Annotated in this window: 24 protein-coding genes; 12 read left to right on the plus strand and 12 right to left on the minus strand. The window is 59.2% G+C overall.

What is annotated here, in order from left to right:
* Positions 1 to 22: 22 nt before the first annotated feature.
* Positions 23 to 1,066: an alpha/beta hydrolase gene (locus QUE41_RS18865; protein ID WP_286340502.1), complete on the minus strand. Its 1,044-nt coding sequence runs from the start codon at positions 1,064 to 1,066 to the stop codon at positions 23 to 25.
* Between the two features lie 399 nt (positions 1,067 to 1,465).
* Here QUE41_RS18865 and QUE41_RS18870 point away from each other — a divergent pair, with 399 nt between their 5' ends.
* The 5 genes from QUE41_RS18870 to accC all read left to right on the plus strand — a co-directional run bounded on the left by QUE41_RS18870 (position 1,466) and on the right by accC (position 4,946).
* Entirely contained in the window at positions 1,466 to 1,885 is a 420-nt protein-coding gene (locus QUE41_RS18870; protein WP_286340503.1) for a DUF2057 family protein, read from the plus strand.
* Between the two features lie 99 nt (positions 1,886 to 1,984).
* Positions 1,985 to 2,404: an alternative ribosome rescue aminoacyl-tRNA hydrolase ArfB gene (gene arfB, locus QUE41_RS18875; RefSeq protein WP_286340504.1), complete on the plus strand. Its 420-nt coding sequence runs from the start codon at positions 1,985 to 1,987 to the stop codon at positions 2,402 to 2,404.
* A gap of 241 nt (positions 2,405 to 2,645) precedes the next feature.
* On the plus strand, positions 2,646 to 3,107 hold the full coding sequence (aroQ, locus tag QUE41_RS18880; protein WP_286340505.1) for a type II 3-dehydroquinate dehydratase: 462 nt from the start codon (positions 2,646 to 2,648) through the stop codon (positions 3,105 to 3,107).
* A gap of 14 nt (positions 3,108 to 3,121) precedes the next feature.
* On the plus strand, positions 3,122 to 3,586 hold the full coding sequence (gene accB / locus QUE41_RS18885) for an acetyl-CoA carboxylase biotin carboxyl carrier protein (protein WP_286340506.1): 465 nt from the start codon (positions 3,122 to 3,124) through the stop codon (positions 3,584 to 3,586).
* 10 nt (positions 3,587 to 3,596) lie between these two features.
* Complete coding sequence (gene accC, locus QUE41_RS18890; RefSeq protein ID WP_286340507.1) at positions 3,597 to 4,946, plus strand: acetyl-CoA carboxylase biotin carboxylase subunit; 1,350 nt, start codon at positions 3,597 to 3,599, stop codon at positions 4,944 to 4,946.
* A gap of 62 nt (positions 4,947 to 5,008) precedes the next feature.
* Here the strand turns inward: accC and QUE41_RS18895 are convergent, their stop codons facing one another.
* Complete coding sequence (locus QUE41_RS18895; RefSeq protein WP_286340508.1) at positions 5,009 to 6,685, minus strand: methyl-accepting chemotaxis protein; 1,677 nt, start codon at positions 6,683 to 6,685, stop codon at positions 5,009 to 5,011.
* 379 nt (positions 6,686 to 7,064) lie between these two features.
* Complete coding sequence (locus QUE41_RS18900) at positions 7,065 to 8,330, minus strand: dicarboxylate/amino acid:cation symporter (RefSeq protein ID WP_286340509.1); 1,266 nt, start codon at positions 8,328 to 8,330, stop codon at positions 7,065 to 7,067.
* A 448-nt stretch (positions 8,331 to 8,778) separates the two neighbouring features.
* On the opposite strand from QUE41_RS18900, the gene QUE41_RS18905 reads away from it, so the two are divergent.
* Positions 8,779 to 9,441 (plus strand): hypothetical protein, encoded by a 663-nt coding sequence (locus tag QUE41_RS18905; protein ID WP_286340510.1) that lies wholly within the window; start codon positions 8,779 to 8,781, stop codon positions 9,439 to 9,441.
* Positions 9,442 to 9,491: 50 nt separating this feature from the next.
* Here QUE41_RS18905 and QUE41_RS18910 read toward each other — a convergent pair whose 3' ends face one another.
* Positions 9,492 to 9,749 (minus strand): hypothetical protein, encoded by a 258-nt coding sequence (locus QUE41_RS18910; protein WP_286340511.1) that lies wholly within the window; start codon positions 9,747 to 9,749, stop codon positions 9,492 to 9,494.
* Positions 9,750 to 9,868: 119 nt separating this feature from the next.
* On the opposite strand from QUE41_RS18910, the gene QUE41_RS18915 reads away from it, so the two are divergent.
* Together QUE41_RS18915 and QUE41_RS18920 are read left to right on the plus strand one after the other, a co-directional pair.
* Positions 9,869 to 12,325, plus strand: coding sequence for an EAL domain-containing protein (locus QUE41_RS18915; RefSeq protein WP_286340512.1), 2,457 nt, complete (start codon positions 9,869 to 9,871; stop codon positions 12,323 to 12,325).
* Between the two features lie 44 nt (positions 12,326 to 12,369).
* Positions 12,370 to 12,981 carry a hypothetical protein gene (locus tag QUE41_RS18920; RefSeq protein WP_286340513.1) on the plus strand — a complete coding sequence of 204 codons (612 nt, stop codon included), beginning with the start codon at positions 12,370 to 12,372 and terminating at the stop codon, positions 12,979 to 12,981.
* 44 nt (positions 12,982 to 13,025) lie between these two features.
* Here QUE41_RS18920 and QUE41_RS18925 read toward each other — a convergent pair whose 3' ends face one another.
* From QUE41_RS18925 to QUE41_RS18935, 3 genes are all read right to left on the minus strand, one after another.
* The gene (locus QUE41_RS18925) at positions 13,026 to 14,390 is read right to left on the minus strand and encodes an L-serine ammonia-lyase (protein ID WP_286340514.1); all 1,365 of its coding nucleotides are present in this window, start codon (positions 14,388 to 14,390) and stop codon (positions 13,026 to 13,028) included.
* A gap of 69 nt (positions 14,391 to 14,459) precedes the next feature.
* Entirely contained in the window at positions 14,460 to 15,737 is a 1,278-nt protein-coding gene (locus QUE41_RS18930; protein WP_286340515.1) for an aromatic amino acid transport family protein, read from the minus strand.
* A gap of 311 nt (positions 15,738 to 16,048) precedes the next feature.
* A complete protein-coding gene (locus QUE41_RS18935; RefSeq protein ID WP_286340516.1) occupies positions 16,049 to 16,837 on the minus strand; it encodes a sulfite exporter TauE/SafE family protein in 789 nt (262 codons plus the stop codon).
* Positions 16,838 to 16,906: 69 nt separating this feature from the next.
* Between QUE41_RS18935 and yjjX the strand changes: the two genes are divergently transcribed.
* Complete coding sequence (yjjX, locus tag QUE41_RS18940; RefSeq protein ID WP_286340517.1) at positions 16,907 to 17,449, plus strand: inosine/xanthosine triphosphatase; 543 nt, start codon at positions 16,907 to 16,909, stop codon at positions 17,447 to 17,449.
* 11 nt (positions 17,450 to 17,460) lie between these two features.
* On the opposite strand, the gene QUE41_RS18945 is transcribed toward yjjX, so the two are convergent.
* The 3 genes from QUE41_RS18945 to QUE41_RS18955 all read right to left on the minus strand — a co-directional run bounded on the left by QUE41_RS18945 (position 17,461) and on the right by QUE41_RS18955 (position 21,484).
* Complete coding sequence (locus tag QUE41_RS18945) at positions 17,461 to 18,441, minus strand: permease (protein WP_286340518.1); 981 nt, start codon at positions 18,439 to 18,441, stop codon at positions 17,461 to 17,463.
* A 10-nt stretch (positions 18,442 to 18,451) separates the two neighbouring features.
* Complete coding sequence (locus QUE41_RS18950; RefSeq protein WP_286340519.1) at positions 18,452 to 18,688, minus strand: thioredoxin family protein; 237 nt, start codon at positions 18,686 to 18,688, stop codon at positions 18,452 to 18,454.
* A gap of 216 nt (positions 18,689 to 18,904) precedes the next feature.
* Positions 18,905 to 21,484, minus strand: a complete 2,580-nt coding sequence (locus QUE41_RS18955; protein WP_286340520.1) for an acylase — start codon at positions 21,482 to 21,484, stop codon at positions 18,905 to 18,907.
* A gap of 228 nt (positions 21,485 to 21,712) precedes the next feature.
* Here QUE41_RS18955 and QUE41_RS18960 point away from each other — a divergent pair, with 228 nt between their 5' ends.
* Both QUE41_RS18960 and QUE41_RS18965 read left to right on the plus strand, forming a co-directional pair.
* On the plus strand, positions 21,713 to 22,924 hold the full coding sequence (locus QUE41_RS18960; RefSeq protein WP_286340521.1) for an aminotransferase class V-fold PLP-dependent enzyme: 1,212 nt from the start codon (positions 21,713 to 21,715) through the stop codon (positions 22,922 to 22,924).
* A complete protein-coding gene (locus QUE41_RS18965; protein ID WP_286340522.1) occupies positions 22,917 to 23,369 on the plus strand; it encodes a SufE family protein in 453 nt (150 codons plus the stop codon). Before QUE41_RS18960 ends, QUE41_RS18965 begins: the two co-directional genes overlap by 8 nt.
* Here the strand turns inward: QUE41_RS18965 and QUE41_RS18970 are convergent.
* Together QUE41_RS18970 and tcdA are read right to left on the minus strand one after the other, a co-directional pair.
* Positions 23,366 to 24,286, minus strand: a complete 921-nt coding sequence (locus tag QUE41_RS18970) for a hypothetical protein (RefSeq protein WP_286340523.1) — start codon at positions 24,284 to 24,286, stop codon at positions 23,366 to 23,368. The genes QUE41_RS18965 and QUE41_RS18970 overlap by 4 nt on opposite strands.
* A gap of 44 nt (positions 24,287 to 24,330) precedes the next feature.
* Positions 24,331 to 25,125, minus strand: coding sequence for a tRNA cyclic N6-threonylcarbamoyladenosine(37) synthase TcdA (gene tcdA, locus QUE41_RS18975; RefSeq protein ID WP_286340524.1), 795 nt, complete (start codon positions 25,123 to 25,125; stop codon positions 24,331 to 24,333).
* Between the two features lie 352 nt (positions 25,126 to 25,477).
* Here tcdA and QUE41_RS18980 point away from each other — a divergent pair, with 352 nt between their 5' ends.
* Positions 25,478 to 26,494, plus strand: a complete 1,017-nt coding sequence (locus QUE41_RS18980; RefSeq protein WP_286340525.1) for a porin — start codon at positions 25,478 to 25,480, stop codon at positions 26,492 to 26,494.
* Positions 26,495 to 26,589 lie beyond the last annotated feature (95 nt).

Genomic DNA, 26,589 nt, shown 5'->3' on the forward strand with positions numbered 1-26,589 from the left:
AAAGCCAATAATTGCGAATGCCCTAATCGATCGCCTCAATATCCAGGGGATGCTCCCCCCTCACCATCGCCTCAAACGCCTGAGCCAACTGCTCTCCGGCCTCGGCCACCTGATGCCAGCGCTGCTGTCGCTCATCGGTAGGCAGGGCCTTAAAATCATTACGATCCGGAATCTTTGCTCCCGGCAGGCTGGCGATGAACTCCTCGGAGGGCACCAGCATCACGACTTTGTCGAAGTTGTCACCGGCCCGGCGGCCCTTGAGTGATTTGTCGAACCAGCCCGGCAGCGCATAGGGGTGAAAGTGGGGATAAAGCACCAGCCCGCCTCGCCTGAGTACCGGCAGGTCCAGGTGGTAATCGGTGAGGCCACCGTCCATGTAGCGACCGGCGGAGGCGCCCTGGATATCCACTTCCCCGGGTGACAGCAGAGGGATGCTGCCGGTGGCCAGCAGCACAGCCTCCATATTCTCCTCGGTCAGCGCACCGTGGTGGGTCACCAGCTCCCCAGGATCGTAAAACCCCTGATGCTCGGCAGAAAACAGCCAGCGCTCCCACTGATGCTGAATCAGGGGGCGACTGACCAGATTGAGCCCCGCCGTTAACGCCAGGCTGACCCCCTGCAGCAGAGGTCGGCGGGTACGCTGCCCTTTCCAACGACAGGCAATTAGGTTCAGCACCCGGTTGGGCTGCTGCAGCAGGGCCCCATAGCCCTGCTCCCCGGCCAGGGCACGCATGATGGTAACGCAGTTATTTCTCACCACCTCTTCGGTGGGGCGAGTCTCATACACCTGGCCTATGTAGGCATGCTGCAGGCGCCGGTGAGCCTGATCCGCATCGGGGTGGCACAGGGCCGCGCAACGCCAGCCGCCGGAGGAGGTCCCCAGCAGCTGCATCTTCTGATCCCTTGGGATCCAACGTGTCATCAGGGCCCGGTCCAGGCCGGCCATGGGCAACCATTTCGGGCCTCCGGATGCCGCGATAAATCGATCGAACAGTGCAGTTTCCCAACCATGTTCAGAGAGTTGCCGCCGGGCTTCGGCCCCGGCCAGTATGCGAAGTGGAGTCAATATGAGGATCCTGTTAGCCCTGTGGTGGGCGCGACTGTGCCCAGCTCATTGGGGATAGAAAATATCAGAAGTTGTTAAAATTTAGAACAATGTGGCCTTTTACCCTGCTGAGCTTCCGGCCAGCACCAGACTCTCAGATACCGAGACGATTCTGCCCTGTATCAGGGGCCAAAGTCAGCAGCTTTCACCTCCCGCACCGCCTTGGAGCCGAACAAAGTCGGGCAGGAGTTCACTTTCTGGTAACAAAATGGTAAAACGTGATCCATGTCGCAGTTCGGGCCCACACAACAATCACAAGGCCCGGTTCCGGTCTGGCAGGACAGCCACCGGAGCGCGACACGGGGCGCCCCGGCTGTCACGGGGCACCACTCGCGCAGTAATGAAGGAAGGAGTATCTGTATGCGCTTACGCTCTCTGGCCACCCTGGCCGCCACTCTGCTACTGACCGCCACCGCATCCGCCAGCACACTGCAACTGCCCAAGGGCTTCTACGCCACCAATGTGAACGGCCAACAGGTGTCCGCCTTTGACTCCAGCCTGGATCTGGGACAGGGCAAGCAGGTCGTCACCCTGAGATACGCCAACCCCCATAGGATTCATCCTGAGCACCATGAAATGGTGGTCTCTGGCCCCATCTACGTGGTCTTTGACGCCGACGGCAACACCGACTATCAGCTCAGTGCCGATCTGCCCATGGCTCTGAACCAGGCGAAATCCTACGCCCGCAACCCCAAGTTCGACCTGACATCCGATGGCCTGGTCATCGCCCATCAGGCCTACCTGGGCCAGGGTGCCATTGCCCGGCTGCTGACCGATTGATGCCACAGGGCGGCCCAACCGGGCCGCCTCGCCTCACTCAAAGCTGAATCTCACAGGGTGGGGCTGATATACTCTCTGTTTTCCCTGCGGTAGTTCGCCATGCTGACCCTGTCCAATCGTCTCACCATTCCCGCCTCCGAACTGGAGTTCCAGGCGATCCGCGCCTCGGGCCCGGGGGGACAGAACGTCAACAAGGTCTCCACGGCCATCCAGCTGATCTTCGACTATCGCCGCTCCCCTACCCTCCCCGACCACTATAAAGAGGGGCTGGACAGGCTCTCCCACCCCAACATCACCCCCGGGGGCAAAATTCTCATCAAGGCGCAGCAATTTCGCAGCCAGGAGATGAATCGCCAGGACGCCCTGGACCGCTTACAGGCCCTGCTGAAGAAAGCCGCCTTTCGTCCCAAGACCCGTCACGCCACCAAACCCACCAAGGCCAGCGTCCGTCGCCGACTGGACGGCAAAAGCCGCCAGAGTCAGCGCAAGCAGATGAGGCGCTCACCTCCGAAAGAGTAAACCAGCGCGGCGTTTGGCCTTTTTGCGGATTATCGGTCAATTCTCCTTCAACCTGGAGGTCCCGCCGTCGCTATTAACACTGTGGGCAACACACGTGATTAGACCAGTAAAATGCTGCCATTTTCGTTGATGTAGTTATAATGGCTGTCACTGGAATTCAAGGGTGTGAAACTGTGGCGAATTTTGGTGTCTAACGATTTACACTGAATATGCACACACGTTCGCAGAGGATAGGCGCAAAATGTCGAAGCAAAAGCGAATCTTGCTGGTCAATGGTCCCAACCTGAACATGCTGGGACGGCGCGAACCAGGCCATTACGGCTCGATGACCCTGGATGAGATCGTTACTGGTCTGACCAAAGTCGCCGAAGATCATCAGGTTAGCCTTAGCCATATCCAGAGCAACTCCGAAGCTGAACTGATCGATGCCATCCACGCCAGTGACGTGGATTTCATCATCATCAATCCCGCCGCTTTTACCCACACCAGTGTGGCCTTGCGGGACGCCATTCTGTCGGTTTCCACCCCCTTTATTGAAGTACATCTGTCAAATGTCCACGCCCGGGAGCCTTTCAGGCACCACTCCTATTTTTCCGATGTAGCGGTAGGAGTTGTTTGCGGTCTGGGCGCGGACGGATACCAATTTGCACTGCAAAGTGCGGTTAATTACTTGAATCGTGCGGACGAGTACGAGCGCAGCTGAATAAGAGAACCACTATGGATATTCGCAAAATCAAGAAACTGATCGAACTGGTACAGGAATCTGGCATCGCCGAGCTGGAGATCGCCGAAGGGGAAGAGTCCGTACGCATCAGCCGCACCGGCAACGCGCCTGTGGCCGCTTCCTACACTGTCGCTGAGGCCCCAATGGTCGCAGCCCCTGCACCTGTGGCTGCCGCTGCAGCACCTGCGGCCGCCCCTGCTGCCGAAGCGGCTCCTGCCATCTCCGGTCACGCAGTGAAGTCTCCCATGGTAGGCACCTTCTACCGTTCCCCAAGCCCGGCGGCCAAGCCCTTCGTTGAAGTGGGCGACACCGTGGCTGTGGGTGACACCCTGTGCATCATCGAAGCGATGAAGATGATGAACCAGATCGAAGCCGACAAGGCCGGTGTGGTTAAGCAGATCCTGGTGGAAAACGGCGATTCCATTGAGTTCGACGAGCCGCTGTTCATCATCGAGTAAGGAAGTCACTATGCTGGACAAAGTGGTCATTGCGAACCGCGGAGAGATCGCCCTGCGAATTCTGCGCGCCTGTCGCGAACTGGGTATCAAAACGGTGGCGGTACACTCCACCGCTGACCGGGACCTGAAGCACGTGCTGCTGGCCGATGAGACCATCTGCATCGGCAAGGCCCCGGCCACCGAAAGCTACCTGAACATTCCTGCCCTCATCTCCGCAGCCGAGGTGAGCGACGCCGTCGCCATCCACCCAGGTTACGGCTTCCTGGCTGAGAACGCCGACTTCGCCGAACAGGTGGAGAAGAGCGGCTACATCTTTATCGGTCCCTCCCCCGAGGTGATCCGTCTGATGGGCGACAAGGTGTCCGCCATTACCGCCATGAAGAAGGCGGGCGTACCCTGTGTACCCGGCTCCGACGGTCCTCTGGGCGACGACCCCAAGGTCAACACCCAGATTGCCAAGCGCATCGGTTACCCGGTGATCATCAAGGCGTCCGGTGGTGGCGGTGGTCGCGGCATGCGCGTGGTGCGCTCCGAGTCCGAACTGCTGAAATCCATCGAACTGACCCAGGCAGAAGCCGGTGCCGCCTTTGGTAACCCCATGGTGTACATGGAGAAGTTCCTGGAGAACCCTCGTCACATCGAGGTTCAGGTTCTGGCAGACGGTCAGGGCAACGCCATTCACCTGGCCGAGCGTGACTGCTCCATGCAGCGTCGTCACCAGAAAGTGGTTGAGGAAGCTCCGGCGCCCGGCATCACCGAAGAGATGCGTAAGTTCATCGGTGAGCGCTGTGCCCGCGCCTGTATCGACATCAACTACCGTGGTGCCGGTACCTTCGAGTTCCTGTATGAGAACGGCGAGTTCTACTTCATCGAGATGAACACCCGTATCCAGGTTGAGCACCCGGTCACCGAGATGGTCACCGGCGTGGATCTCATCAAGGAGCAGCTGCGCATCGCCGCCGGCCAGCCCCTCTCCATCACCCAGGAGCAGGTGCAGGTACGTGGCCACGCCATCGAGTGCCGCATCAACGCCGAGGATCCGGATACCTTCATCCCCTCCCCCGGCAATATCGATCGCTTCCACCCACCCGGTGGCATGGGGATCCGTTGGGACTCCCACATCTATGCCGGTTACAAGGTTCCGCCTCACTACGATTCCATGATCGGCAAGCTGATCACCTTCGGTGAGAACCGGGACATCGCCATCGCCCGCATGAAGAACGCCCTGCGCGAGCTGGTGGTTGGCGGCATCAAGACCAACGTTCCTCTGCAGCAGAGGATCATGGCTGATGAGAACTTCCAGCACGGTGGCACCAACATCCACTACCTGGAGAAGAAGCTGGACGCCTCCTCCAAATAAGTGGCCACGGCTCAATGAAAAAGAGGACCTCAGGGTCCTCTTTTTTGTGCCTGGGCGGCGAGTTAGATCTTAAACTGGCCCACCAGCTGCCGCAGCTGCTGGCCGGAGAGGCCAAGTCGCTCTGAGACCCGGGCCGACTGTTCACTGGTGTGCACCAGCTCGCCGACGATGTCGCGAATGGCCACCATGTTGCGGTTGATCTCCTCGGTTACCGAGCTCTGCTGGGTGGCTGCGGTGGCGATCTGACTGGTCATGTCGTTGATCTCATTGACCGCACCGGATACCGCATTGAGACTGGTGGTGATCTCCGATGAGGAGCCCACGGTTCTCTCGCAGTTTTGCTGGCTGTTGCTCATGGTGTCCACCGCCTTGGAGACCGACTGATGCAGCTCATCCAGCATCTCTTTGATCTCCAGGGTGCTGGTCTGGGTGCGGCTGGCCAGCTGACGTACCTCATCCGCCACCACGGCGAAGCCCCGCCCCTGGTCTCCGGCTCTTGCCGCCTCGATGGCCGCATTCAGTGCCAGCAGATTGGTCTGATCGGCGATGTCGCCGATGACTCCCAGTACGCTGTGGATCTTGGTGGACTGCTCGTTGAGGCGGTCGATGTGCTGAGACGCCAGGTCCACCTCATCCACCAGGGCGTTGATGGAAGACACCGAGTGTCCCACCTTGTCCTGGGCCGTGCCGGCATCATCGGCGGCGGCCTGAGTGGCACCGGCCATCTGATTGGCGTTGCCTGCAATCTCCGCCGCCGCCATGCTCATCTCGGTCACCGCGGTGACCACCTGCTCGGTTTCATCGTCGTGGACCGACAACTGACGGCTGATGGTGGCGGTCTGGTCGTTGATGCTGTCTACGGCCATCCCCACCTGCTCCGTGGCCTCGGCCACCTCACTCATGGTCTGCTGCAGCTTGGAGGTGAAACGGTTGAACGCCTCACCCAATTGGGCAATCTCATCCTGCCCCTTCACATCCAGGCGCTTGGTCAGATCACCCTCTCCCTGAGCAATCTCCTGCAAGCTGAGCAACATGGCGTTCACCGGCGCCACGGTGCGCCGGGACACATACAGGATGGCGAGCACCGCCAGCACCAGAATCCCCAGGGCCAGCACCGAGGTGGTCAGGGTCTCTTTGTCGGACATCGCCTGGGCGTCGCCTCTGAAGGCGGCCACTGCCGAGTCAATTTCATCCACGTAGACCCCAGTGCCCAGCAGCCAGCCATATTCATTCAGAGGTTCAACATAGCTGATCTTCTCCACCAGCCCGGTGGCACCCGGTTTCTGATAAAAGTAGGACGCGGTGCCGCCTCCGGCCTTGGCCGCCTTCACCAGCTCCGCAATGAAGGGGGTACCATTGGGATCCTTCAGGTGCAGCTGATTCTGCCCCTTGGTCTGAGGCTTGAGACCATGAAACTGCACCGTGCCTTCCAGGTTGTAGACAAAGAAGTAGCCCCCGTCACCGAAAGTCACCTTGCTCAGGGTCTCCTCCACCACCTGAAGAGGCGATCTGTCCGGCTGGGCCTGAATCTGGTTGCGCACCGACGCCAGGGCAATGGTCACCGCATCTTTCACCTGCTTCATCTTCTGGGCGCGCAGATCCTGGGTAAAGGTGTCTACCTGTTGATCCAGCGTCTGATTTTTAAAATAGATGGAGCCGGAAAACACCACCACCAGGGTCAACACCAAAGGCACCAGGGCAAGCATCAGCATCTTGCCCATCAATCCAAGTCGACTCATTCAACCTCTCCTGACTCGAAAAATGAGAATCCCACAACAGCAATCCCGAACTGCGGCCACCATGTGACCGGCATCACCTTGCTAGTTATCACGAACAGGATTCACTTCTCAATTGGGATTTCGGCTGAGGACGGTGTATCGGCGCACTTTCGATGATGAGTCGAGGCTGGGTAGCTAACGGAATGAGGGCTAGCCGGGCACAGAAACGAAACTTTTTCGTTTTTTATCAGACCATTACGTTGCCCAGAGCGTTAGTTGTGGCTAATTTATTGATTACTAATACAAATTCGCCTTAGTGGACGATTGCACCGGGAATAAATGACACCTTAGTCGCAATCAGGGGACAGGCCGCCGCACGGCAGCCTGCCTCCCACAGAGGTTAGGCTGACGCCGGCGCCAGAGACTCCGTCTCCTCAACCTCGCCTTCGGAGTGGGCGATCACCGTGGTCGCCACCAGATCTCCGGAGACGTTCACCACGGTGCGGGCCATGTCCAGCACCCGGTCGATACCGGCCACCAGAGCCACCCCCTCAAGGGGCAGCCCCACGGAGGTGAGCACCAGGGTCAGCATCACCAGGCCGGCACCGGGGACCCCGGCGGTGCCTATGGAGGCCAGCGTCGCCGTAGCGATGATGGTGAGGTACTGCACCAGAGTCAGGTCCACACCGAACAGCTGCGCCACAAACAGGGCACACACCCCCTGGTACAAGGCCGTGCCGTCCATGTTGATGGTGGTTCCCAGAGGCAGCACAAAGCTGGAGATGCTCTTGTTGATTCCCAGTTTACGGGCGCATTTCATCGAGGCTGGCAGGGTACCGGCGGAGCTGGACATGGTATAGGCCACCGCCATCGCCTCGGAGATCGCCCGGAAGAAGCGCATGGGGTTCACCTTGGCCACTATGGCCAGCAGCAGGCTGTAAAATCCGAAGATGTGCAGCAGGCAACCCAGATACACCGCCAGGATCACCTTGAGCAGAGGCAGTAACACGTCGATGCCATACTTGCCGGACACCCAGGCCATCAGGGCAAACACACCGTATGGCGCCAGGGCCATCACCATGTCGGTCAGCTTGTACATCGCCTCCGCCAGGGATTCGAACAGCTGGACCGCCGGCCTGCCTCGCTCGCCGATGAGCACCAGGGCGATCCCCAATGCCACCGCGAAGACGATCACCTGCAGAATCTTGCCTTTGGCCAGGGCCTCTATGGGGTTGGTGGGCACCATGTTGACCAGGGTCTGCACCAGGCTGGGGGCTTCACTGACCTGAGTGGTTCGCGCCACCTCCTGGGTAATCTCCACGCCGGCGCCGGGTTGAAACAGGTTGCCCAGCAACAAGCCGATGGAGATGGCAATGGCGGTGGTGCCCAGATAGAAGAGGAAGGATTTCAATCCCACCCGGCCCATCTTCTGAGTGTCCTGCATGGAGGTCACCCCGACGATAAGGGAACAGAACACCAGGGGCACGATCAGCATCTTGATGGTGTTGACGAAGAGGGAACCGATGAACTTGAGGTGCACGGCACTCTCCCCGAGGGAGATGCCGGTCAGTATCCCCGCCAGCATGCCAGCCAGGATCTGTGCCCATAACGGCAGGGCACGCCACTTGCCCCAGCAAATCGCCAGGGGATTGGATTTAGTAGACATAGGAGACCTATGGAGTAGTTGGGTAACAGAGAGGGTTTTGCAGAGAGAAATTGTACCCTGTGGTCCCCCAGCCCCAGCGCAGATTCTCCTTCAAAGGTGATCCCAGACGCAGAGAAAAAACGACCAATGATCCGGATCAGCCCTTGATACACCTGGGGAAAACAAACTCCTTACCCCTTCACATCCATTCCCATACGGCGGAGTCACAACCCCCTCATTTTCTTCAACTCAGTTTGTTGCACAGCCGCATTCAACCCGCTAGACTCGCCGCGAAATATTCAGTTATTTCAATAATTTCAAATAAGAAACGCCGCGCTAAACCATGGAAAAGGAAGCGTTTTGGACCGAAAGGAGTCGGTAACATTGGAGCAACCTCTGCTCTGACCTTTCCTCCAGACCTTCCCAGATTAGCCGCCGTCTTGATTTTTCTATATCCAGAGATGACGAAATGAACACCATCAGATTACTGCTTACTATGCTGGCCCTGGCCACCCTGACCGGCTGTGTCAGCCCCATGTCCCTGGAGGAGCAATCCCCCTCCCCGGAATACCAATCTAAGAACAAGGTCCTTATCTCCGTTCACGACCAGCGTGGTCGCGTATCCGAGGGCAAACCGGAAACCTTCATCGGCGTTGCCCATGGCACCTTCGGCATCCCATTCGACTGGCATGTGAACCCTGTGCTGGCAACCGAAAAGGGCGACAGCAAGCGCACCCTGGCCCAGTTCCTGGAACACCGCCTGGTGAACGGCCTGCAGAAGAAGGGTTGGGATGTCGAGGGACTGAACGTCAAGCAGGAGTTTAACGGCGAAAACGCCAAGACCGTGCTCACAGAGAAGCAGGCAGGCAAGCTGCTGGTGCTGAACCTGAATGAGTGGTACTTCAGCGTCAACCTGAACTGGGTGTCCGCTTTCAACTTCGATACCGACACCCTGGTCCAAGTCTATGAGCTGAAACAGGGGAAACTGCTTGAGAAGAAGATTGGCGGCCGGGATGTCGTGGAGGAGAAGTCAGATGAATCTCCCCAAAACAACATCCTCCGCGCCTATCGCGATCAGTTGATTGAGATCTTGAGCGATCCTGAAGTGCAGCAGTCTCTCAGCAACATCTGATCTCCGCCTGTCGGCGCCCATGGCCCCGACAGGTGACACTCCAGGGCCACTCATGGACGCCAGATGCTGCTGGCCCTGGTGCTTCTCTCCCGCAAGCTCTGATGATACGCGGTGGAGTAGCCCATCAGCGACAGACCCTCACCCAGGCCACACTGACAGCAACTGCCGGATGTGCACTCAAGATACGCCCAGACAAAACTCCAGGCTCCGGCCGTCAACAGAGTCAGAGTCAGGTGCAGGCTGTGGTCTACATAAGCCCATTCATGACGGGTCTGAGTGTGACACCAGCCACAGAAGCTCTTATACACAGTCCGCCTCCCCGAAGAATGTTGCCAGGGTATAAAGTTTAGCCGCTTATTCCCTTGGCAAAGAATTGGCGAAAGTGGCATCATTGACCGACTTTTTTTTGACAGGCTTCAAGCAGCCGATGCATCCATCATCCTGTGAAATTCCGGCCACGCTGTCGTCGGCGCCCCTGATCTCGGCGCTGGCACAACTGAGCGCGCCAGACACAGACGAGGATGCCGCGTTTTCCGCCCTGCATCAGTGGCTGGATGATCACCTGCACGCCCCCCACTTCCTGGTGCTCGAAGAGCACTCCCTGCGCTACCGTGGCAGTCCCCTGAGTGAAACCCAACTGCTGTCGGATCAGGGACTGATCGAGCATCTGTTCAAGGGCAACAGCACCCTGGTTCTGAACCAGGCGGAACTGGTGGCACGCCAGCTCAACAAGCAGGTGCAGCTGCTGCCCCCTAAGCCCTATGCCTGGATGGGATGTCCCTGGCGGGATCAGGATGGCCGTCGGGGTGCCCTTATTGTCTTCACCACGGACAAGCACAGATACGACGACGACGCCAAACTGCTGCTGCAACAGGTCGCCGACCTGATGCGCCAGGCGCTGCAGGGGCGTCAGGCCAAGAATCAGTTGAAACAGCTGGCGCAAAGGCAGGAGCGGGTGGAGCATCAGCTTCAACAGCAGGAGAAGTTGCTGTCGGTGCAGCACCGAGTGACCCAGCTCAGCCGTCAGCTGCTGCCTCTCAACGAGCTGTGCAGTCAGTTTCACCAGTTGATGGGACAACTGCTCCCCTGTGAGAACTTCTACGTTTCCCTGCTCAAGCGGGAGACCGATGAGCTGGAATTCCCCTATATGGTGGACCAGTTTCAGAAGAACCAGACCAAGACCCGTCCCCTGGCTCGGGGCCTGACCGAGTATCTGATCGAGAAAGGCGCTCCCCTGCTGCTCAACGCCGCCCAGCGACGCTACCTGGCGGAAACCGGCGCCGCCGAAGAGCAGGGGCAGGTGGCCAAATCCTGGATGGGCGCGCCACTGGTGATCGACGACGAGGTGATCGGCGCCGTGGTGGTTCAGGATTACCAGCTCGAAAATCTCTACGGAGATGAGGAGATGCAGATGCTCTCCTATCTGGCCGCCCACATCGCCAACATCATCATCATCCAGCAGGCCCACCGCAGCCTGTCCGAAACCCAGCAGGCGCTGGAAGGCGCCGTGGATGAACGCACCCGGGCCCTGCAGCACGAGATTGCCGAGCGCCGCCGTATCGAGAGTCAGTTGCGTCATGACAACCTCCATGACCACCTGACCGGCCTGCCCAATCGCGCTCTGCTGTTGGAGCGCCTGGACCAGCTGTATGCCCAGCGCAAACGCAACCCCGATTTCAATTACGCCCTCATCTATCTGGATCTGGACAGGTTCAAGATGGTCAACGACAGCCTGGGCCACCTCACCGGTGACAGCCTGTTGATGCAGGTGTCCGCCCGGCTCAAGCGCTGCCTGCGCGGCAGTGATACCGTGGCCCGCCTCGGAGGCGACGAATTTGCCGTGTTGCTGGACAGCCTCCATGAGGCCCAGGATGCGATGATCACCGCCAAGCGGATCCACAAGATGCTGTCCCAGCCCTTCCTCATCAACAACGAGGAGATCTACAGCGGCGGCAGCATCGGCATCGCCTATTGCGATGACGCCTACAGCAACCCCCAGGAGATCCTGCGGGATGCGGACGTGGCCATGTACCAGTCCAAGGCCAAAGGAGGCCGCCAGCCCGTGGTCTTTTCCGCCACCATGCGCGAGGCGGCGCAGAAGCGACTGCGGCTGGAAACCGAGCTGGCCCGCGCCATCGAACAGGACCAGTTTGAGATCCACTATCAGCCGGTGTGGCGCCTGGACAATGAGCACTTGGTGGGCTTCGAAGCCCTGGTGCGCTGGCAGCACCCGAAACGGGGACTGTTGCTGCCGGGCAAATTCATCGAAGTGATGGAGGAGACCCGGCAGATCCTGGAGCTGGATCGCCTGGTGCTGCAGAAGGCCTGTCACCAGTTTGCCCAGTGGCATGAGAAGTACCCGCGAATGACCAGCCTGAGCGTCAGCGTCAACCTGAGCTCGGAGTGGTTCTCCCGCCAAAACAGCCTGGATGTGATCAACTCCATCCTGCGGGAGTCTGGCCTCAGTCCGGAAGCGCTGCGGCTGGAGATCACCGAGCGATCGCTGCTGGGCCAGCACGAGCAGGCCTCTGTGGTGCTGAAGCAGATCCGCCGGTTGGGGGTCCGCCTGGCCATGGACGACTTCGGTACCGGCTACTCCTCACTCAACTACCTGCATCGGCTGCCCCTGGATATCGTCAAGATCGATCGCAGCTTCACCTCCCAGGTGCACACGGAACAACGGGCAAGAGATGTGGTTCTTGCCATAGTCCATTTGGCTAACGCTTTGAATATGAAAGTGAATGCCGAGGGGATCGACGATATTCGCCAGATTGAAGTGCTCAGAGAGATGGGCTGTCACTTCGGTCAGGGTTTTCAGCTGGGTCGTCCGATACCCGCAGAGGATGTTCCTAACTATATAGCGGGAAAAAACACCAAGCACTGACATAGGCAATTTACAATGGGGTGTGTTTTCTCAAGGAGTGAGAGATGCGTTCACAAAGTTTGTTGTCTTTAATCTGGCTGCTTCCACTTCTGGTGCTGGTGCTGTTCTGGGAGCCGGCCCCTGGAAAAAGCCCGGAACGGGTCTCTTCCCAGCCTGCCGATCTTCGCGAGGAACCGGTACTACCCGGCAGTCCGTTGAATCACTCTCTGGCCCTTCAGGCCGCCGATCCCTCAGAGCTGATGCATCAGTATCAGAAGATGGGACCGATGTTCATCGTCGACGGCTGGATTTACCTGGCGGACGACCGAAACCCCAAACAGATTCGCTTTCGCCGCCTGCACCCTGAGTTTCCGGTCAGCCGGGACGACCCGGAGCATCTGGCCCAGTGGCGCTACTTCTATCATGCTAACGAGTGGGGGGAGTGGGGGCAGCCTCGCTGGCTCAGAGACTCAGTGCCCGCTCCCATGGATCAGGCGTTCGCCCACCACCCCATCTGCCGACAATACCGCTGCATGGTGGAACTGAACATCAGCTCAACCGGTGCCACGGCCTGGCAGCAGCAACTGATGCGACACCTGAGCAGCGGCGTCAGCGCCGAGATGCGGGGCGGGGCCAATCATCCGCTGCTGGTGCTGACCCTCAACTCCAGGCATTAAAAAGCCGGCACAGGACCGGCTCTTAAGTCGACGCTACAACTCAATCAGCAGACATTCAACACCTTGATCGCCAACCCACCCTGGGAGGTTTCCCGATACTTGGGGTGCATATCCTTGCCGGTTTCATACATGGTGGCGATCACCTTATCCAGAGACACACAGGGATCGGAGTTACGCCTCAGCGCCATGCGGGTGGCGTTCACCGCCTTCACCGCGGCGATGGCGTTGCGCTCGATGCAGGGCACCTGCACCTGACCCGCCACGGGATCGCAGGTCAGGCCCAGGTTGTGCTCCATGGCGATCTCCGCCGCCACGCACACCTGGGAGGGGCTGGCCCCCATCAGCTCCGCCAGTCCGGCGGCGGCCATGGAACAGGCAACGCCCACCTCACCCTGACAGCCTACTTCCGCACCGGAGATGGAGGCGTTCATCTGGTACAGGGTGCCTATGGCTCCCGCCGCCAGGTAGAACTTGGTGTACTGGGGCGCCTCCACCTTCTCGATAAACCGATCGTAGTAGGCCAGCACCGCCGGGATGATCCCCGCGGCGCCGTTGGTGGGCGCCGTCACCACCCTGCCACCGGCGGCGTTCTCCTCTGACGCCGCCAGGGCAAACATATTGACCCAGTCGATGATGCTCATGGGATCCGTGGTATTGCGCTCATTGGCGATCAGCTGCCGATGCAGCGCCGCGGCACGACGTGGCACCTTCAGCGGGCCAGCCAGCAGGCCTTCGGTCTTACAACCCCGGTCGATGGCCTCCCGCATCACATTCCACACCTGGCCGAAGCCCGCACCGATGGCGGCTTCATCGTGGTAGGCCTTCTCGTTCTCCATCATTAGTGCAGAGATGCTCATGCCTGTGCTGCGGCACTGGGCCAGCAGCTCGTCGGCGTCGGCGAAGGAGAAGGGCACCGGCTTGAGGTTGGCACTGGGGCGGCCAAAGTTCTCTTCATCGACAATGAAGCCGCCGCCGGTGGAGTAGTAGGTCTTAGACAGCAACAGCTGGTCGCCGGCAAAGGCGTGCAGCCTCATGCCATTCTCATGAAGGTCCAGCGCATGCTGGTGGAAGGTCACCGCATCCCTGGGGAAGGCCACGGGGTGCTGATCTCTGCCCAGGGGCAGGGTTTCACTGCGCTCCACCTCGGCGATGAAAGCGGGAATGGCGTCGATGTCCACGGTCTCCGGGCTGTTGCCCGCCAGGCCCATGATGATGGCGATGTCCGTGTGGTGCCCCTTACCCGTAAGTGACAAGGAGCCATAGATATCCACGGCGACCCGGGTCACCGCGGCCAGTTGCTGGGCACCGGCCAGATCATCGGCAAACTGCATGGCCGCCTTCATGGGTCCCACGGTATGGGAGCTGGAGGGGCCGACGCCGATCTTAAAGATATCGAACACACTGAACATGGGGAGAACCTCGATGTTGAAAAAAAGCCGGAGTCCGACGACTCCGGCTTCAGAGTCATGAATGCGGGTTTAGAACAGGCCTTTGACGATGGCACTGATGGCGATGATGCCCATCACCGTGATGAACACGTTGGACAGCTTGCCGCTGTAGCGCTGCATCGCCGGTACCTTGTTGATGGCGTACATCGGCATCAGGAACAGGATGGCCGCGATGAAGGGGGCGCCCAGGGACTCAATCATGCCCAGCACCGAGGGGTTGATGATGGCCACACCCCAAACACTGAAGAAGAAGAAGGCCACCAGGGCACGGTCGAAGCCCTTGTCACCCATGGCGGTTACCATCTTGGGCGCACTCTTTTTGGCAATGCCCGCCAGCCCCTCTTTGGCGCCCAGGTAGTGGCCGAAGAAGGAGGAGAAGATCGCCAGGAAGGCCACCAGGGGACCCACAACGGAGATAACCGGAGAGTCATACTGGTTTGCCAGGTAGCTCAATACCGGCAGGTTCTGCGCCTTGGCCTCGGCCAGCTGGGCAGGTGACAGGGCCAGCACACAACTGAACACAAAGAACATCACAAAGCCCAGCAGCATCATGGAGGCACGCTTGAGGATGATGTCGGACTTGGCCACCGCATCATCACCATGGGCTTCACGCTGAGCCAGGGCCATGGAGGAGATCGCCGGGCTGTGGTTGAAGGAGAAGATCAGCATGGGGATGGTCAGGTACACCACCAGCATCAGGTCGCCAACGGCGGGGATGTTGTCGACACTCATGGCCGCCATGGACCAGTCGGGGATCAGGTAGACAGACATCGCCAGCAGGATGAACACCAGGGGGTACACCAGCAGCTCGGTCGCACGCAGCATCAGGCGGCGACCCAGGATCATCACACCCATCATCATCGCCACCAGCACACCGGAGAGGATCCAGCGTGGCGGGGAGATCATACCCAGCTGGTTGACGATGAAGCTGTCCACTGTGGTGGTAATGGCGTTGCCATAGATCAGCACGATGGGGTAGATGGCAAAGAAGTAGAGGATGGTGATCAGCAGGCCGGCCCCTTTACCGAAGTGCTCCTCAACCACATCGGTGATGTCGGCGTCATTGCGCTTGGAGGAGAGCACAAACCGGGCCAGGGCACGGTGAGACAGATAGGTCATGGGCCCCACCAGCAGGGCGATCAGGATCAGGGGCCAAAACCCTTCCAGACCGGCGCGAATCGGCAGGAACAGAACACCGGCGCCCACGGCGGTGCCGAACATGGAGAGGGACCAGGTCAGGTCCTGCTTGGTATAGGTTACGGCCTTGCCGGCGGTGCCGGTGGCAGTTGCAGCGGTTGAAGCCTGCATAATTATTCACCTTAAAGAGTTCGAGTTAGCGAGGGCAAATATAGAGATTTATTTCAGTTTTGATGGGATCAAGATCCCAAATCAGATTTCGCCACGTGAGCCAACTCACAACATCGATCTATTGCATCCTGGCATGAACAGCCTTAATGCGAAGGTGAAAACCTTGTGAAATATCGTTCAATATCGGTTATTACTGGGTAATCCGCGTAAACTCCCCACTCAGACCCGGTGAATATGGCGAAAAAAAACGGGTCTTATTGACCCGTTTTCAAAAAACCATTTGTAGTTTAATTACAGCAAATCACGCCGGGTTAACTGGTCAATAACGTCTTTATCGCAATGACAAACAGCAGGACGGCGAAACTTTTCTGCATAATTCTTGGGTCCAGCTTGTGAGCCAGGTGCGCCCCAAAGCGGGAAAAGATGGAGCTGGTGAGGATGATCCCCACAAAGGCAGGCAGGTAGACGTAGCCCAGGCTCATCTCCGGCAGCCCGGGCTGATTCCAGCCACTGATGGCGTAACTCAGGGCGCCGGTGAGGGCGATGGGGAAACCCAGGGCGGAAGAGATCCCCACCGCCTTACGCATCTCCAGCCCAAATCGGGACAACAGGGGCACACTGATGGTGCCGCCGCCAATGCCGAAGATGGCAGAGAAGAAACCGATGCCGGCACCGGAAACACTCAGTCCAACCGGGCCGGGGAAGGGCTGCAACCCCTTGGGTTTGAGGCCGAACCACATCTTCATCGCCACTGCCAGGATAAAGGCGGTGAAGCAGTAGGAGAGTATGGTGGCGTCCAGCAGGTGGGCCACATAGCCCCCCAGGTAGGCCGCCAGGACAATGCCGGGCACCATGGTAAACACCACCTTCCAATCCACCCCGCCCCGACGGTGGTGGGCCATCATGGAGTTGATGGAGGTGACGATGATGGTGGCCAGCGAGGTCCCCAGCGCCATGTGGATGGCGATGGCATTATCGAAATTGAGCACCTTGAAGGTCGTCAGCAACACCGGCACGATCACCAAACCACCGCCGATGCCAAACAGACCGGAGAGTACGCCCGCAAAGGCGCCGAGGAGCAGATACAACAGGTAGATCATAATTAGTTGAAGTTGCTGATTAGATTGACGACCATTGTGTCATATTCCCCTACGCAACCACACCGACTGATGACAAAAACAACAGAAAAAACTTTGCTGGTGGCTTCCCGCAATCCGGTAAAGGTCAATGCCGCCCAACGGGCCCTGGAGCGCGCCTTCCCCCAAGTACATTGGCAGGTCAAGGGCGTCAGCGTCCCCTCCGGCGTAGACGAGCAGCCCATGGGAGACACCGAGACCCGGGTCGGCACCATCAACCGGCTGGAGGCGATCCTCAGGGAGCAAGCCGACTTCTATGTGGCCTTCGAGGGGGGCTATGATCGCATCCATGGGCAGGGTTTCACCTTTGCCTACATCGCCGCCAGTGATGGCACTCAGACCCAGATTGGCCGCAGCGGCCTGTTGCCCCTGCCGGAACTGGTCAGCCGCCGTCTGGAGCAGGGCGAAGAGCTGGGTCCGCTGATGGACGAATTGTTCAACGACCACAACATCCGTCAGAAGGGGGGCGCCATGGGGATCCTCACCAACAACCTGGTGGACAGGACCAGCATCTACTCAGACACCCTGTGCATGCTGCTGGCCCCTTTCCTGCACCCGGAGCTCTACGCTCAATAACGTGGGCTGTTCTAGACCAGGTTCAGCACCCACCCCATCAGGGTGAAGCCGGTCAGCAACAGGGCAAACAGCAGCGCCAGCAAGCGCCACTGCATCACCTGTTTGAGCATCACGAACTCGGGGAAGCTGGCGGCGACGGTGCTCATACAGAACGCCAGGGTGGTGCCCAGGGGCACCCCCTGCAACAGCAGACTCTCCATCACCGGAATCACCCCGGTCGCGTTGGCGTACAGAGGGATGCCCAAGCCCACCGCCGTCGGCACCGACCACCACTGGCCGTCCCCCAGGTGCGCCTGCAGCCAGCCTGCGGGAACAAAGCCATGGAGCGCGGCCCCCAGACCCACACCGACGATCACCCACTTCCACACCCGGCCGAAGATCTCCAGGGTCTCCTCACGGGCAAACTGGTGGCGCTGGGTCAGGCTCAGCGATGGCGCTTCATCGTCCTCCCCCTGAGGCTGGGCCTGCTGGCCCATGGCGTGAGCACGGGCAGCCAGGGGCTGCAGCCAGCGCTCCGCGCCGATGGCGTCCAGCAATGCCCCTCCAGCCATGCCGATGGTCATCCCCACTACCACGTAGATCAGGGTCAGCTCCCAGCCCAGCAGGCTGAGCAGCAGCAACAGGGCCACCTCGTTAATCAGGGGCGAGGTGATCAGAAACGCCATGGTGATCCCCACGGGGATGCCTGCCGAGGTAAAGCCAAGAAACACCGGGATGCTCGAACAGGAGCAGAAGGGGGTGATGGCACCAAAACCGGAGCCAAGCAGATAGCCTGTGGTTCGGCTCTTACCACTGAGGTAGTGGCGCACCCTGTCCACATCCAGAGAGGCGCGGACCAGGGCGATGGCGTAGATCATCACCACCAGCAGCACCAGAATCTTGCTGGTGTCCTCCACGAAGAAATGCAGCGCCTGTGCCAGTCTGCTCTGCGGATCCAACTCCAGCCATTGATACACTATCAGGCTGGCCAGATCACCGAACAACTCAAACATGGGATCAGCCTTAACCCTGGTTTAACAAGGCATCCAACTCAGCCTGCCCGGGCAGCGAGCCGCTGTGCTTCACTTCACCGTCGATCACTATGGCCGGAGTGCGCATCACCCCGTAATCCAGGATCTTCTCCATATCGGTGACGTGCTCCAGCTCAAATGCCAACTCCAGCTCCTGAGCTCGAGTTTTCACCAAGTCTGCCAGGGTGTTGCACTTCTTGCAGCCACTTCCAAGAATCTCAATCTTCATCATTGCCTCTTCTGTCTTTTGGATAATATGGATATCCATATATTGGCAATGATACTGTTCCAGGATTAATGTCGCTTCAAGTAAAAACAGGATTCAGGGGCAACTAATTGGCGGGGAGTTGATCCGGATCAGATACTGGAACTCAGGCCTGACGGGCCCTGAACCAAAAAAAGAGGCGCACCAGGCGCCTCTCTCCATGACCTCTTTAGAGGAGGATTATTTCTGATACTGCAAACGTACGTCCGACAGGGTCTCGGCGGCAATCGCCTCTTCAGTAAACAGCAAGGGCCTCAGGGCGGTGTTGTCCGAGTAGTACTTGGTCTGGTCCGCCCAATGGGGCGACTGGGCGTTATAGGCCTCTGAGTAGGTCAGCAAGCCACGCCCCTCGGGACCCTGATCGCCAAAGCCCACCACCATCATCCAGCTGGAGCCGTAATCGATGTGGTAACCCTCGGTGGTCAGTTCGGATCGGGTCGCCTGGCCGGTGACCGCATCCACTGCCGGGGTGTAGGCGTGCTGGGGCAGCATGGTGTCGTCGCCCGGGCTGTTGGTGTAGGCAAAGACGTTGAAACCGCCCTCAAAGTTGTTGGCACCGGACCAGGGGAACCGCACCCCGGAAGGCTGACCATTGGGCAGTGACTTCTCCACAAACTGCATCTGCCCCAGGGGCGCTTCCAGATCGAAGCCGTTCTGGGTCAGGGTGGCACTGGCTGCGGCCAGGGCCACCAGCGCGGAGCCATCGGCCGCCAGGGTGTTGGGCGTGTTGATGGGATCCGTGTAGACGAAAGGCACATCCAGGTGACTGTCGCTGTCGAAGCGATAGCCAAACTCGCGCAGCAGGGCACCGGCAATGCTGTCCTGATTTTGTGCCCCATTCCACTTAGCCAGGGCCGCACAGGCCGCAGACACATCGACACTCAGGCTGTCATTGACCACCACAGGGTTACTCCCCTGGGCTTCACACTGGAGCAGCAACTGGGGCAGCACCAGCTCGGCCAGGTAGGCCCGGTTGGAGAGCAGTGCCGCTTCCACCTCGGCCGGATTGAATTTGCCATCCTCACCGCGGGCGTCGCTCATCAGGGTCAGTGCCATGCGGGTACGCAGTGACTGCTCGACCCGGCGCTGACCGTACAGGGGGGAGACGTTTTCGATGGGTTCCGCCGGGTTGGTGATCCAGTAGGAGTTGTTGGAGTTCTGCACGAAGTCCTGACGAGTGAGCTTGGGGGCACGCTCGTAAGGCACCGCACCGTCATAGGCAAAGCGCGCCTCATTACCGGGCATGATGGTGAACCCCGCCTGCTCACGGGCGGCACGCAGCTCAGGGCTCAGCCTCAGGGCGTTTTCCGCCTCGCTGCTGATGTTGGGCACGGTGGAGTCGTCGATGTAGAAGGCGTTGCCCTGGGCATCGGCGTACATGGTGTTGTTGAAGATCACCCCGTCGAAGCTCTTGAACGCCTGCTGGAACTCCTCCAGGTTGCTGGCGAAGTTCATGGCAGACCAGTGCTCCAGCACATCCACGTTGTTCATGTTGGCGTCCTGAACAAAGAACGCCTGAGTGTCATCCCAGGGGAAGGGCGCCAGTGCCGGTGGCGCTTCCACCATGGGCCCCTTGGCTGTGAGGTACACCTCCTTCTCCAGGGGAATGGTCACCCCGCCGCCAATGTTCACCTCAACGGTCAGTGTCTTGGGGGTGATGGCCATCTCCTCACCTTCAAACAGATAGGTGAGGCGATCCCCCTCCTTCAGGCTGAGGTTGTACATGATGAAGTGTTCGGCGGTAGAGAAGGTGTGGGTCCAGGCCAGATTCTGGTTAAAGCCGATGTTCACCGCTCCGGGCATGCCCACCAGGGAGCCCCCCATCACATTGAGGTGGCCGGGAATGGTCAGGTGCGACTGCCAGAAACGCAGTTGCCCCGTGTGCGGGAAGTGGGGGTTGCCCAGCACGATTCCCTTGCCGTTTTCGGTCACTTCGCTGCCCAGGCCCCAGCCGTTGGAGCCCATCTCCCTGGGGTTCACTTCCGGGGTGATCAAGGTCGCCGAGCGAGCCATCGCCTTGGTGCGAATATCCGCCAGCATCATCTGCCCCTGTATAGGCAGGGAGGCGGTGGCCGCGGGCCGTGGCAGGTACTCGTCGCCGTCACCTGGGTTGGCGAAGAAGATGAGATCGAGGAAGTTGGCCGCCCCGGGCAGCAGGGCGATGGAGAACAGATAGGTCAGCATATCCACGTCGGTGATGGGTTTCACCCAGGGCTGACCGGCGCAAGGCAGGTTCGGGGTGGTCACCGCCCCGGACGCCAGATCCGCCAGATAGAGGTTATAGCCTGCGGCGAAACCGGAGAGCATGGCGCGGGAACGATCCGGCAGGGTACCAATAAGCTCGGCGGCAGACTGACGCACCCCCAGAGCCTTGTAACCGAAGTCATTCACCAGGTTCTGGTTGTCCTCCTCTACGGGAAGGCCGGTGGCGAAGTCGATGCTCTTGTGAGGGCCAAAGTACTTGGAGCGCTCACTGTTGGCCTTGATGATGCCGTCGGCCAGCAAACAGAGATGATCCTGCGCCTGGGCATAGCCGGAACCGAAGGCCAGACTCTCAATACTGTCGGCCTCGATATGGGGGACACCGAAAGTGGTGCGGCGAATGCGCACATCCAGCAGACCATCTTCGGCAAACACCTGCACTTGCGGGGCGGGTTCAGGGGGCGGAGTGGTTGAGTCGCGATTGTCGTCGTTGCTGCAGCCTGACAGCATCAGTCCGGTCGCCGTGGCTACGGCGATCCACAGAGGTGATTTTATCATTATCATCTTCCTTGTTGGGTGCTCACCTCCCCAGTGAGCCAATCCCCATTTAAACAGCTCAGACCAGATAGATCCACAGAGTTTTAACCCCATTAACAGTAAATTAACCAATGATGTCGGAGGCCTGGCTCCCTGCTTCAGGCAAAACTGGTATCCTTCCTGTGATCACTTGCAACCGGGGCAGGGATTGGTCATTCTCTGCCGCCGAATTACCTTGATGGAACCTCGATGAGCGCACCACTGCAGCAACTGCGACACCAGTTTCCGGCCCTGAACCAGCCGGATCTGGTCTACCTGGACAACGCCGCCACCACTCAGAAACCTGAGCGGGTGCTCTCGGCGATGAACCGTTTCTACCGGGAGCAGAACGCCAACGTCCATCGCGGCGCCCATCGCCTTTCAGACCTGGCCACCCGGGCATTCGAGGGCGCCAGAGACCGGGTGCAAACCTTCATCAATGCGCCGGCGCGGGAGGAGGTGATCTTCACCCGTGGCACCACGGAGTCGATGAACCTGCTGGCCCGGAGTCTGGGCAGCCACCTGCTGCAGCCCGGCGACGAGATCCTCATCGACACCTGGGCTCACCACGCCTGCATCGTCCCCTGGCAACAGATGGCGATGCGCACCGGCGCCAAACTGATTCCCATCCCCCTGACTCCGGAGGGCGACCTGGACCTGGACGCCTATCGGGCTCTGCTGGGACCCAAAACCAAAGTGGTCAGCCTCACCCAGGTTTCCAATGCCCTGGGCAAGGTGGCACCTCTTGAGGTGATGCTGCCCGCCGCCAGGGCTGCCGGCGCCATCACCATAGTGGACGGGGCTCAGGCGGTGGCCCACCTGGAGATCGACGTACAGGCGCTGGGCTGTGATTTCTACGCCTTCTCCGGCCACAAATGCTATGGCCCCACAGGCATAGGCGTCTTGTGGGGACGTCAGTCGCTGCTGGAACAGATGCCCCCCTATCAATATGGCGGCGAGATGATCCAGCAGGTCAGCTTCGAGGGCAGCCAGTTCAACCGTCTGCCCTACAAGTTTGAAGCGGGCACGCCCGCCATCGCCGAAGCCATTGGATTAGGTGAAGCCCTGGCCTTTATTGACGGATTGGACAGGAAAGCGCTGCAGGCCCATGAAGCCGAACTGATGGAGAGAGTAAAAGCGGGGATTGCCGCCCTGCCAGGCGTGGAAGCGATCGCCGGCACCGGAGTGAATCTGGGTGCCCTCTCCTTCAGAGTCGAAGGCGAACACCACCAGGATATCGGCATCCTGCTGGACCAGGCGGGCATCGCGGTGCGCTGCGGCCACCACTGCTGCCAGCCGCTGATGCAGGCGCTGGGACTCAAAGGCAGTTGCCGGGTCTCCTTCGCCGCCTATAACAGCCTCGAAGAGGCGGACGCCTTCCTGGCCGCCCTCAAAGAGATCACGGAGTTTCTCGATGATTAAACCTGGCATTCAAGAGTTTCTGGACTCCCCTCTGGGCAAGGGTCTGACTCGCGAGCAGTTACACGGGGAGCTGATGGCCCAGTCCCACTGGCAGGGGCGATATCGGATCATCATGAAACTGGGCAGCCGCATGCCAGATTTGGCGCCACAGTGGCAAAGGGAAGAGGCAGAGGTGGCCGGCTGCGAAAGCAAGGCCTGGCTCTACCATCACAGGGATGAAACGGGTTGCCACCATTTCCTGGCCGGCAGTGAGTCGCGCATCATCAAAGGGTTGCTGGTGCTGATTCTCAGCGCCTGCAATCACGGCGATGATGAGGCCATTCATGGCCTGGATCTGGACGACTGGTTTGGTGACTTGGGATTATCGGCCCATCTGAGCCCATCCAGGGCCAATGGTCTGGCGGCACTGGTGGAGGCGATTCGGGCCCAGGCCGCGCCGCGCTAACGGCGTTGGCCGAACTGAGCCTCCAGGGTCAGCATCAACTCCAGGTTGGTGTCAAAGCCGTACTTTCTCGGCCAGGTGACCTGGGGTTCCACTTCATAGAACAGCCAGCTTCGAAGAAAACTCTGGCGAAAGGTCAGGCCCAGGCGTCGAATTTCACTCTGGGTCTGGGCATCGTCGGTGGCTCCTGATACGGCGGCAAACACCGACAGGGCGGTCCGTTCATTGAGCCACTCTACCCGGCTGAGTTTGCTGCTCCACTCCAGTCCGTCACTCTCCTCACCATAGAAAAGCCGGTTCCTCCACAGCAGGGCGTGACCGTCATAGTGTCGTTCCAGGTTAACGCCAGTGGTTTCGCTCCACCCCTCTCCCGACTGCAGCCTCAGCTCCTGGGTTGCCTTGATCAGGGTGCGCTCATCCAGGTTGTCGTAATAGCGGGCCCGGCCCCGGACAAAGGGCTGAATGCCCGAATCCACACTGGCGCCAAGGTCCACCGACAGATCCCAGCGTTTGCGATCCAGGGGGATCCAGCGCAGCGCCGCTCGGGTGGTGCCCTCACCTGTGCCGGTGAAGGGGTCACCCAGCTCCTCATCCTCTTCGTCGGACTCCAGCAACAGTTTGAGCCGGCGTTCGGTCTGGGGAAGATAATAGGCGGCGGACAGGCGCAAACCCAGCTGGTCACTCTCCCGTTCAATGAACTCCTGCTGAACTCTCAGCCTGAAGTGACTGGTCGCCTGGTCTGCGTCGTCTGTGGGGCCAAAGAAGTGATCAAACCACAGGGCGGAACGGCGAGCCGAGCCGGAGAGCAGTTCGTGGGCCTTGTCATACCAGGGATGCTCAGGGGTCACCGGCTCAGACTGCGCCTTCACCGAAACACTCAGGCTCATCAGCAGGCCAATCAGCCAAAGCTGTCTGGACAACACGTCACTGCCCTCCTTTGGCATTGAACTAAAGCATTGAAATATTATGCCTCTTTGTCGGCCTTTGCCGCCAGTTTTAGCAGCACTCTGCTGGCCGCCACAAAGCCAAAGGTGCCGGTGACCGGGGTCACGGCACCAAAACCACTGGCGCAATCCATCGCCTTGGGCCCCTCTGCGGCCGACTTGGCCAGGCAGACCTGACCATCGGCTCCGGGGTATTTGAGCTGCTCATCGGAGAAGACGCACTCCACCTGAAAGCGGCGCTTGGGGTTCTTACTGAAGTTATACTCCCGGCGCAGCAGGTTGCGCACCTTGGCCGCCAGGGGATCCTGATAGGTCTTGGCCAGGTCTGCCACCTGAACCCGGCTGGGATCCAGCTGGCCACCGGCGCCGCCCACGGTGACAATGCGGACCTTGCGCCGCTTACAATGGGCGATCAACGCCGCCTTGGCCTTGACGCTGTCGATGCAGTCCACCAGGTAGTCCAGGCTGTCGTCGATAAGCTCAAACAGATTGTCACTGTCGACAAACTCTTCCACCTCATCCACCTGGCAGTCCGGGTTAATGGCCCGGATTCGCTGAGCCATCACCGCCACCTTGGAGAGACCCACGGTCTCCTTCAGGGCATGGCATTGCCGATTGGTGTTGGTAATACAGATGTCATCGAGGTCGATTAGAGTGATTCGCGCGATACCGCTGCGGGCAAGGGCCTCGGCCACCCAGGTGCCCACCCCTCCGATGCCCACCACGGCAACATGGGATCGGGAGAATCGCTCCAGTGCCGCTGGACCATAGAGACGGCCAATGCCGCCAAAGCGTTGTAGATAGTCGTCGTTCATCTCTGCATTCCTGACAAAATCCGGCGCAGTATAGCAGGGGAGAGGGATATACAGGGAAACCCAAGGAGGTTTACGTAGGGTGAACTTTTTACGTTAACCATATAACCTTGGTGAATCAATGGATTAATCACAGCTTTATTGACCTTCCGCAACATTTACAATTATCTCACGCCAAAACGTGCGCCACTTCAAAAAATGCCCGATCGGGCGGTTGCATGTCACAGACTTCCTGCCAGAATCGAGTTCGCAAAATGACTAAAAAGCCTGATTAAATCTTGATACATAGGGAAATATGTTGCTTATGTGTTAACCAAACATCAGGCATTCATTGATCGTCAGGAGTAAATTGATCATGTTAAAACGGACACCCGCCCTCTCTGCTGCTGCACTGCTGGTTGCTGCCTCTTTCGGCGCCCAAGCAGAAATGCCCACCTTCTACGGTGACCTGAACATCTCTTTGACCGATTCCGACACCGGTTACACCGTTCAAGGTACCAGCGGTGATACCGGCACTGTTCTGGAAAACAACTCTTCCAACATCGGTATGAAAGGCGCCCACGATATCAACGGCGCTCTGAAACTGGTGTACAAGGTAGAGGTTGGTGTTAACGGCACCGACAACGACGCCGATACTTTCTCTTCCCGTAACACCTACATCGGCCTGGCCGGTGGTTTCGGTGAAGTGGTATTCGGTCGTAACGACACCGCATTCAAGGGCTCCGAAGGTGGCGTTGATGCCTTCGGTAACCTGAACGCCGACATCGTAATGATCCTGCCTGGTCAGGATCGTGTAGCTGACGGCATCACCTATGTTCTGCCTAAGGTAGACATGCTGACCGGTAAGTTCACCTACATCCTGGAAGACGACAACGACGGCGCCACCAGCGACGACGGCGACAACTACGCTCTGTTCCTGGGTTACGGTGACAAAGGCCTGAAGAAAGCCAACTTCTACGTTGGCGGCGGCTATGTTGACGGCATCAAAGGTCTGACCGCTTGGCGTCTGACTGGTCAGGTAAAAGTTGCTGACCTGGCTCTGGGTGCCATCTACCAGTCCTCCGAGAAGACCGCCGACTCCTCCGTTGAGTCCGACGGCTACATCGTTTCCGCCAAGTACCCTCTGGGCAACTTCATGCTGAAGGCTCAGTACGGCTACGAAGATGGCGCTCTGGGTACCTTCGGTAAGAAGGCCCAGGGTGACACCGCTGGCACCGTTGAAGATGTAACCAACTACACCATCGGTGGCGACTACACCCTGAGCAAGTCTGCTTACCTGTACGGCCACTACGCCAAGTACGAAGCCTCCATCAAGGACGCTGCCGACATCGAAGATGATGTAGTAACCGTAGGTCTGCGCTACCGCTTCTAATCTTTGGCCCAGCCAAAGAGGAAACGGTCGCCACAATCGGCTCAGGCTGATTGGGTAACCTGCCAGAGGCCACCGCAAGGTGGCCTTTCTTATGC

The sequence above is a fragment of the Ferrimonas sp. YFM genome (assembly GCF_030296015.1).
GTDB lineage: Bacteria > Pseudomonadota > Gammaproteobacteria > Enterobacterales > Shewanellaceae > Ferrimonas.

Coding starts and splice junctions, on each gene's coding strand:
- QUE41_RS18930 (WP_286340515.1), bottom strand. CDS start 15,737: ATGCAGGCTTCAACCGCTGCAACTGCCACCGGCACCGCCGGCAAGGCC.
- QUE41_RS18935 (WP_286340516.1), bottom strand. CDS start 16,837: ATGATCTACCTGTTGTATCTGCTCCTCGGCGCCTTTGCGGGCGTACTC.
- QUE41_RS18920 (WP_286340513.1), top strand. CDS start 12,370: ATGCGTTCACAAAGTTTGTTGTCTTTAATCTGGCTGCTTCCACTTCTG.
- QUE41_RS18905 (WP_286340510.1), top strand. CDS start 8,779: ATGAACACCATCAGATTACTGCTTACTATGCTGGCCCTGGCCACCCTG.
- accB (WP_286340506.1), top strand. CDS start 3,122: ATGGATATTCGCAAAATCAAGAAACTGATCGAACTGGTACAGGAATCT.
- QUE41_RS18915 (WP_286340512.1), top strand. CDS start 9,869: ATGCATCCATCATCCTGTGAAATTCCGGCCACGCTGTCGTCGGCGCCC.
- QUE41_RS18895 (WP_286340508.1), bottom strand. CDS start 6,685: ATGAGTCGACTTGGATTGATGGGCAAGATGCTGATGCTTGCCCTGGTG.
- yjjX (WP_286340517.1), top strand. CDS start 16,907: ATGACAAAAACAACAGAAAAAACTTTGCTGGTGGCTTCCCGCAATCCG.
- QUE41_RS18955 (WP_286340520.1), bottom strand. CDS start 21,484: ATGATAAAATCACCTCTGTGGATCGCCGTAGCCACGGCGACCGGACTG.
- QUE41_RS18925 (WP_286340514.1), bottom strand. CDS start 14,390: ATGTTCAGTGTGTTCGATATCTTTAAGATCGGCGTCGGCCCCTCCAGC.
- arfB (WP_286340504.1), top strand. CDS start 1,985: ATGCTGACCCTGTCCAATCGTCTCACCATTCCCGCCTCCGAACTGGAG.
- QUE41_RS18945 (WP_286340518.1), bottom strand. CDS start 18,441: ATGTTTGAGTTGTTCGGTGATCTGGCCAGCCTGATAGTGTATCAATGG.
- tcdA (WP_286340524.1), bottom strand. CDS start 25,125: ATGAACGACGACTATCTACAACGCTTTGGCGGCATTGGCCGTCTCTAT.
- QUE41_RS18980 (WP_286340525.1), top strand. CDS start 25,478: ATGTTAAAACGGACACCCGCCCTCTCTGCTGCTGCACTGCTGGTTGCT.
- aroQ (WP_286340505.1), top strand. CDS start 2,646: ATGTCGAAGCAAAAGCGAATCTTGCTGGTCAATGGTCCCAACCTGAAC.
- QUE41_RS18870 (WP_286340503.1), top strand. CDS start 1,466: ATGCGCTTACGCTCTCTGGCCACCCTGGCCGCCACTCTGCTACTGACC.
- accC (WP_286340507.1), top strand. CDS start 3,597: ATGCTGGACAAAGTGGTCATTGCGAACCGCGGAGAGATCGCCCTGCGA.
- QUE41_RS18900 (WP_286340509.1), bottom strand. CDS start 8,330: ATGTCTACTAAATCCAATCCCCTGGCGATTTGCTGGGGCAAGTGGCGT.
- QUE41_RS18965 (WP_286340522.1), top strand. CDS start 22,917: ATGATTAAACCTGGCATTCAAGAGTTTCTGGACTCCCCTCTGGGCAAG.
- QUE41_RS18960 (WP_286340521.1), top strand. CDS start 21,713: ATGAGCGCACCACTGCAGCAACTGCGACACCAGTTTCCGGCCCTGAAC.
- QUE41_RS18950 (WP_286340519.1), bottom strand. CDS start 18,688: ATGAAGATTGAGATTCTTGGAAGTGGCTGCAAGAAGTGCAACACCCTG.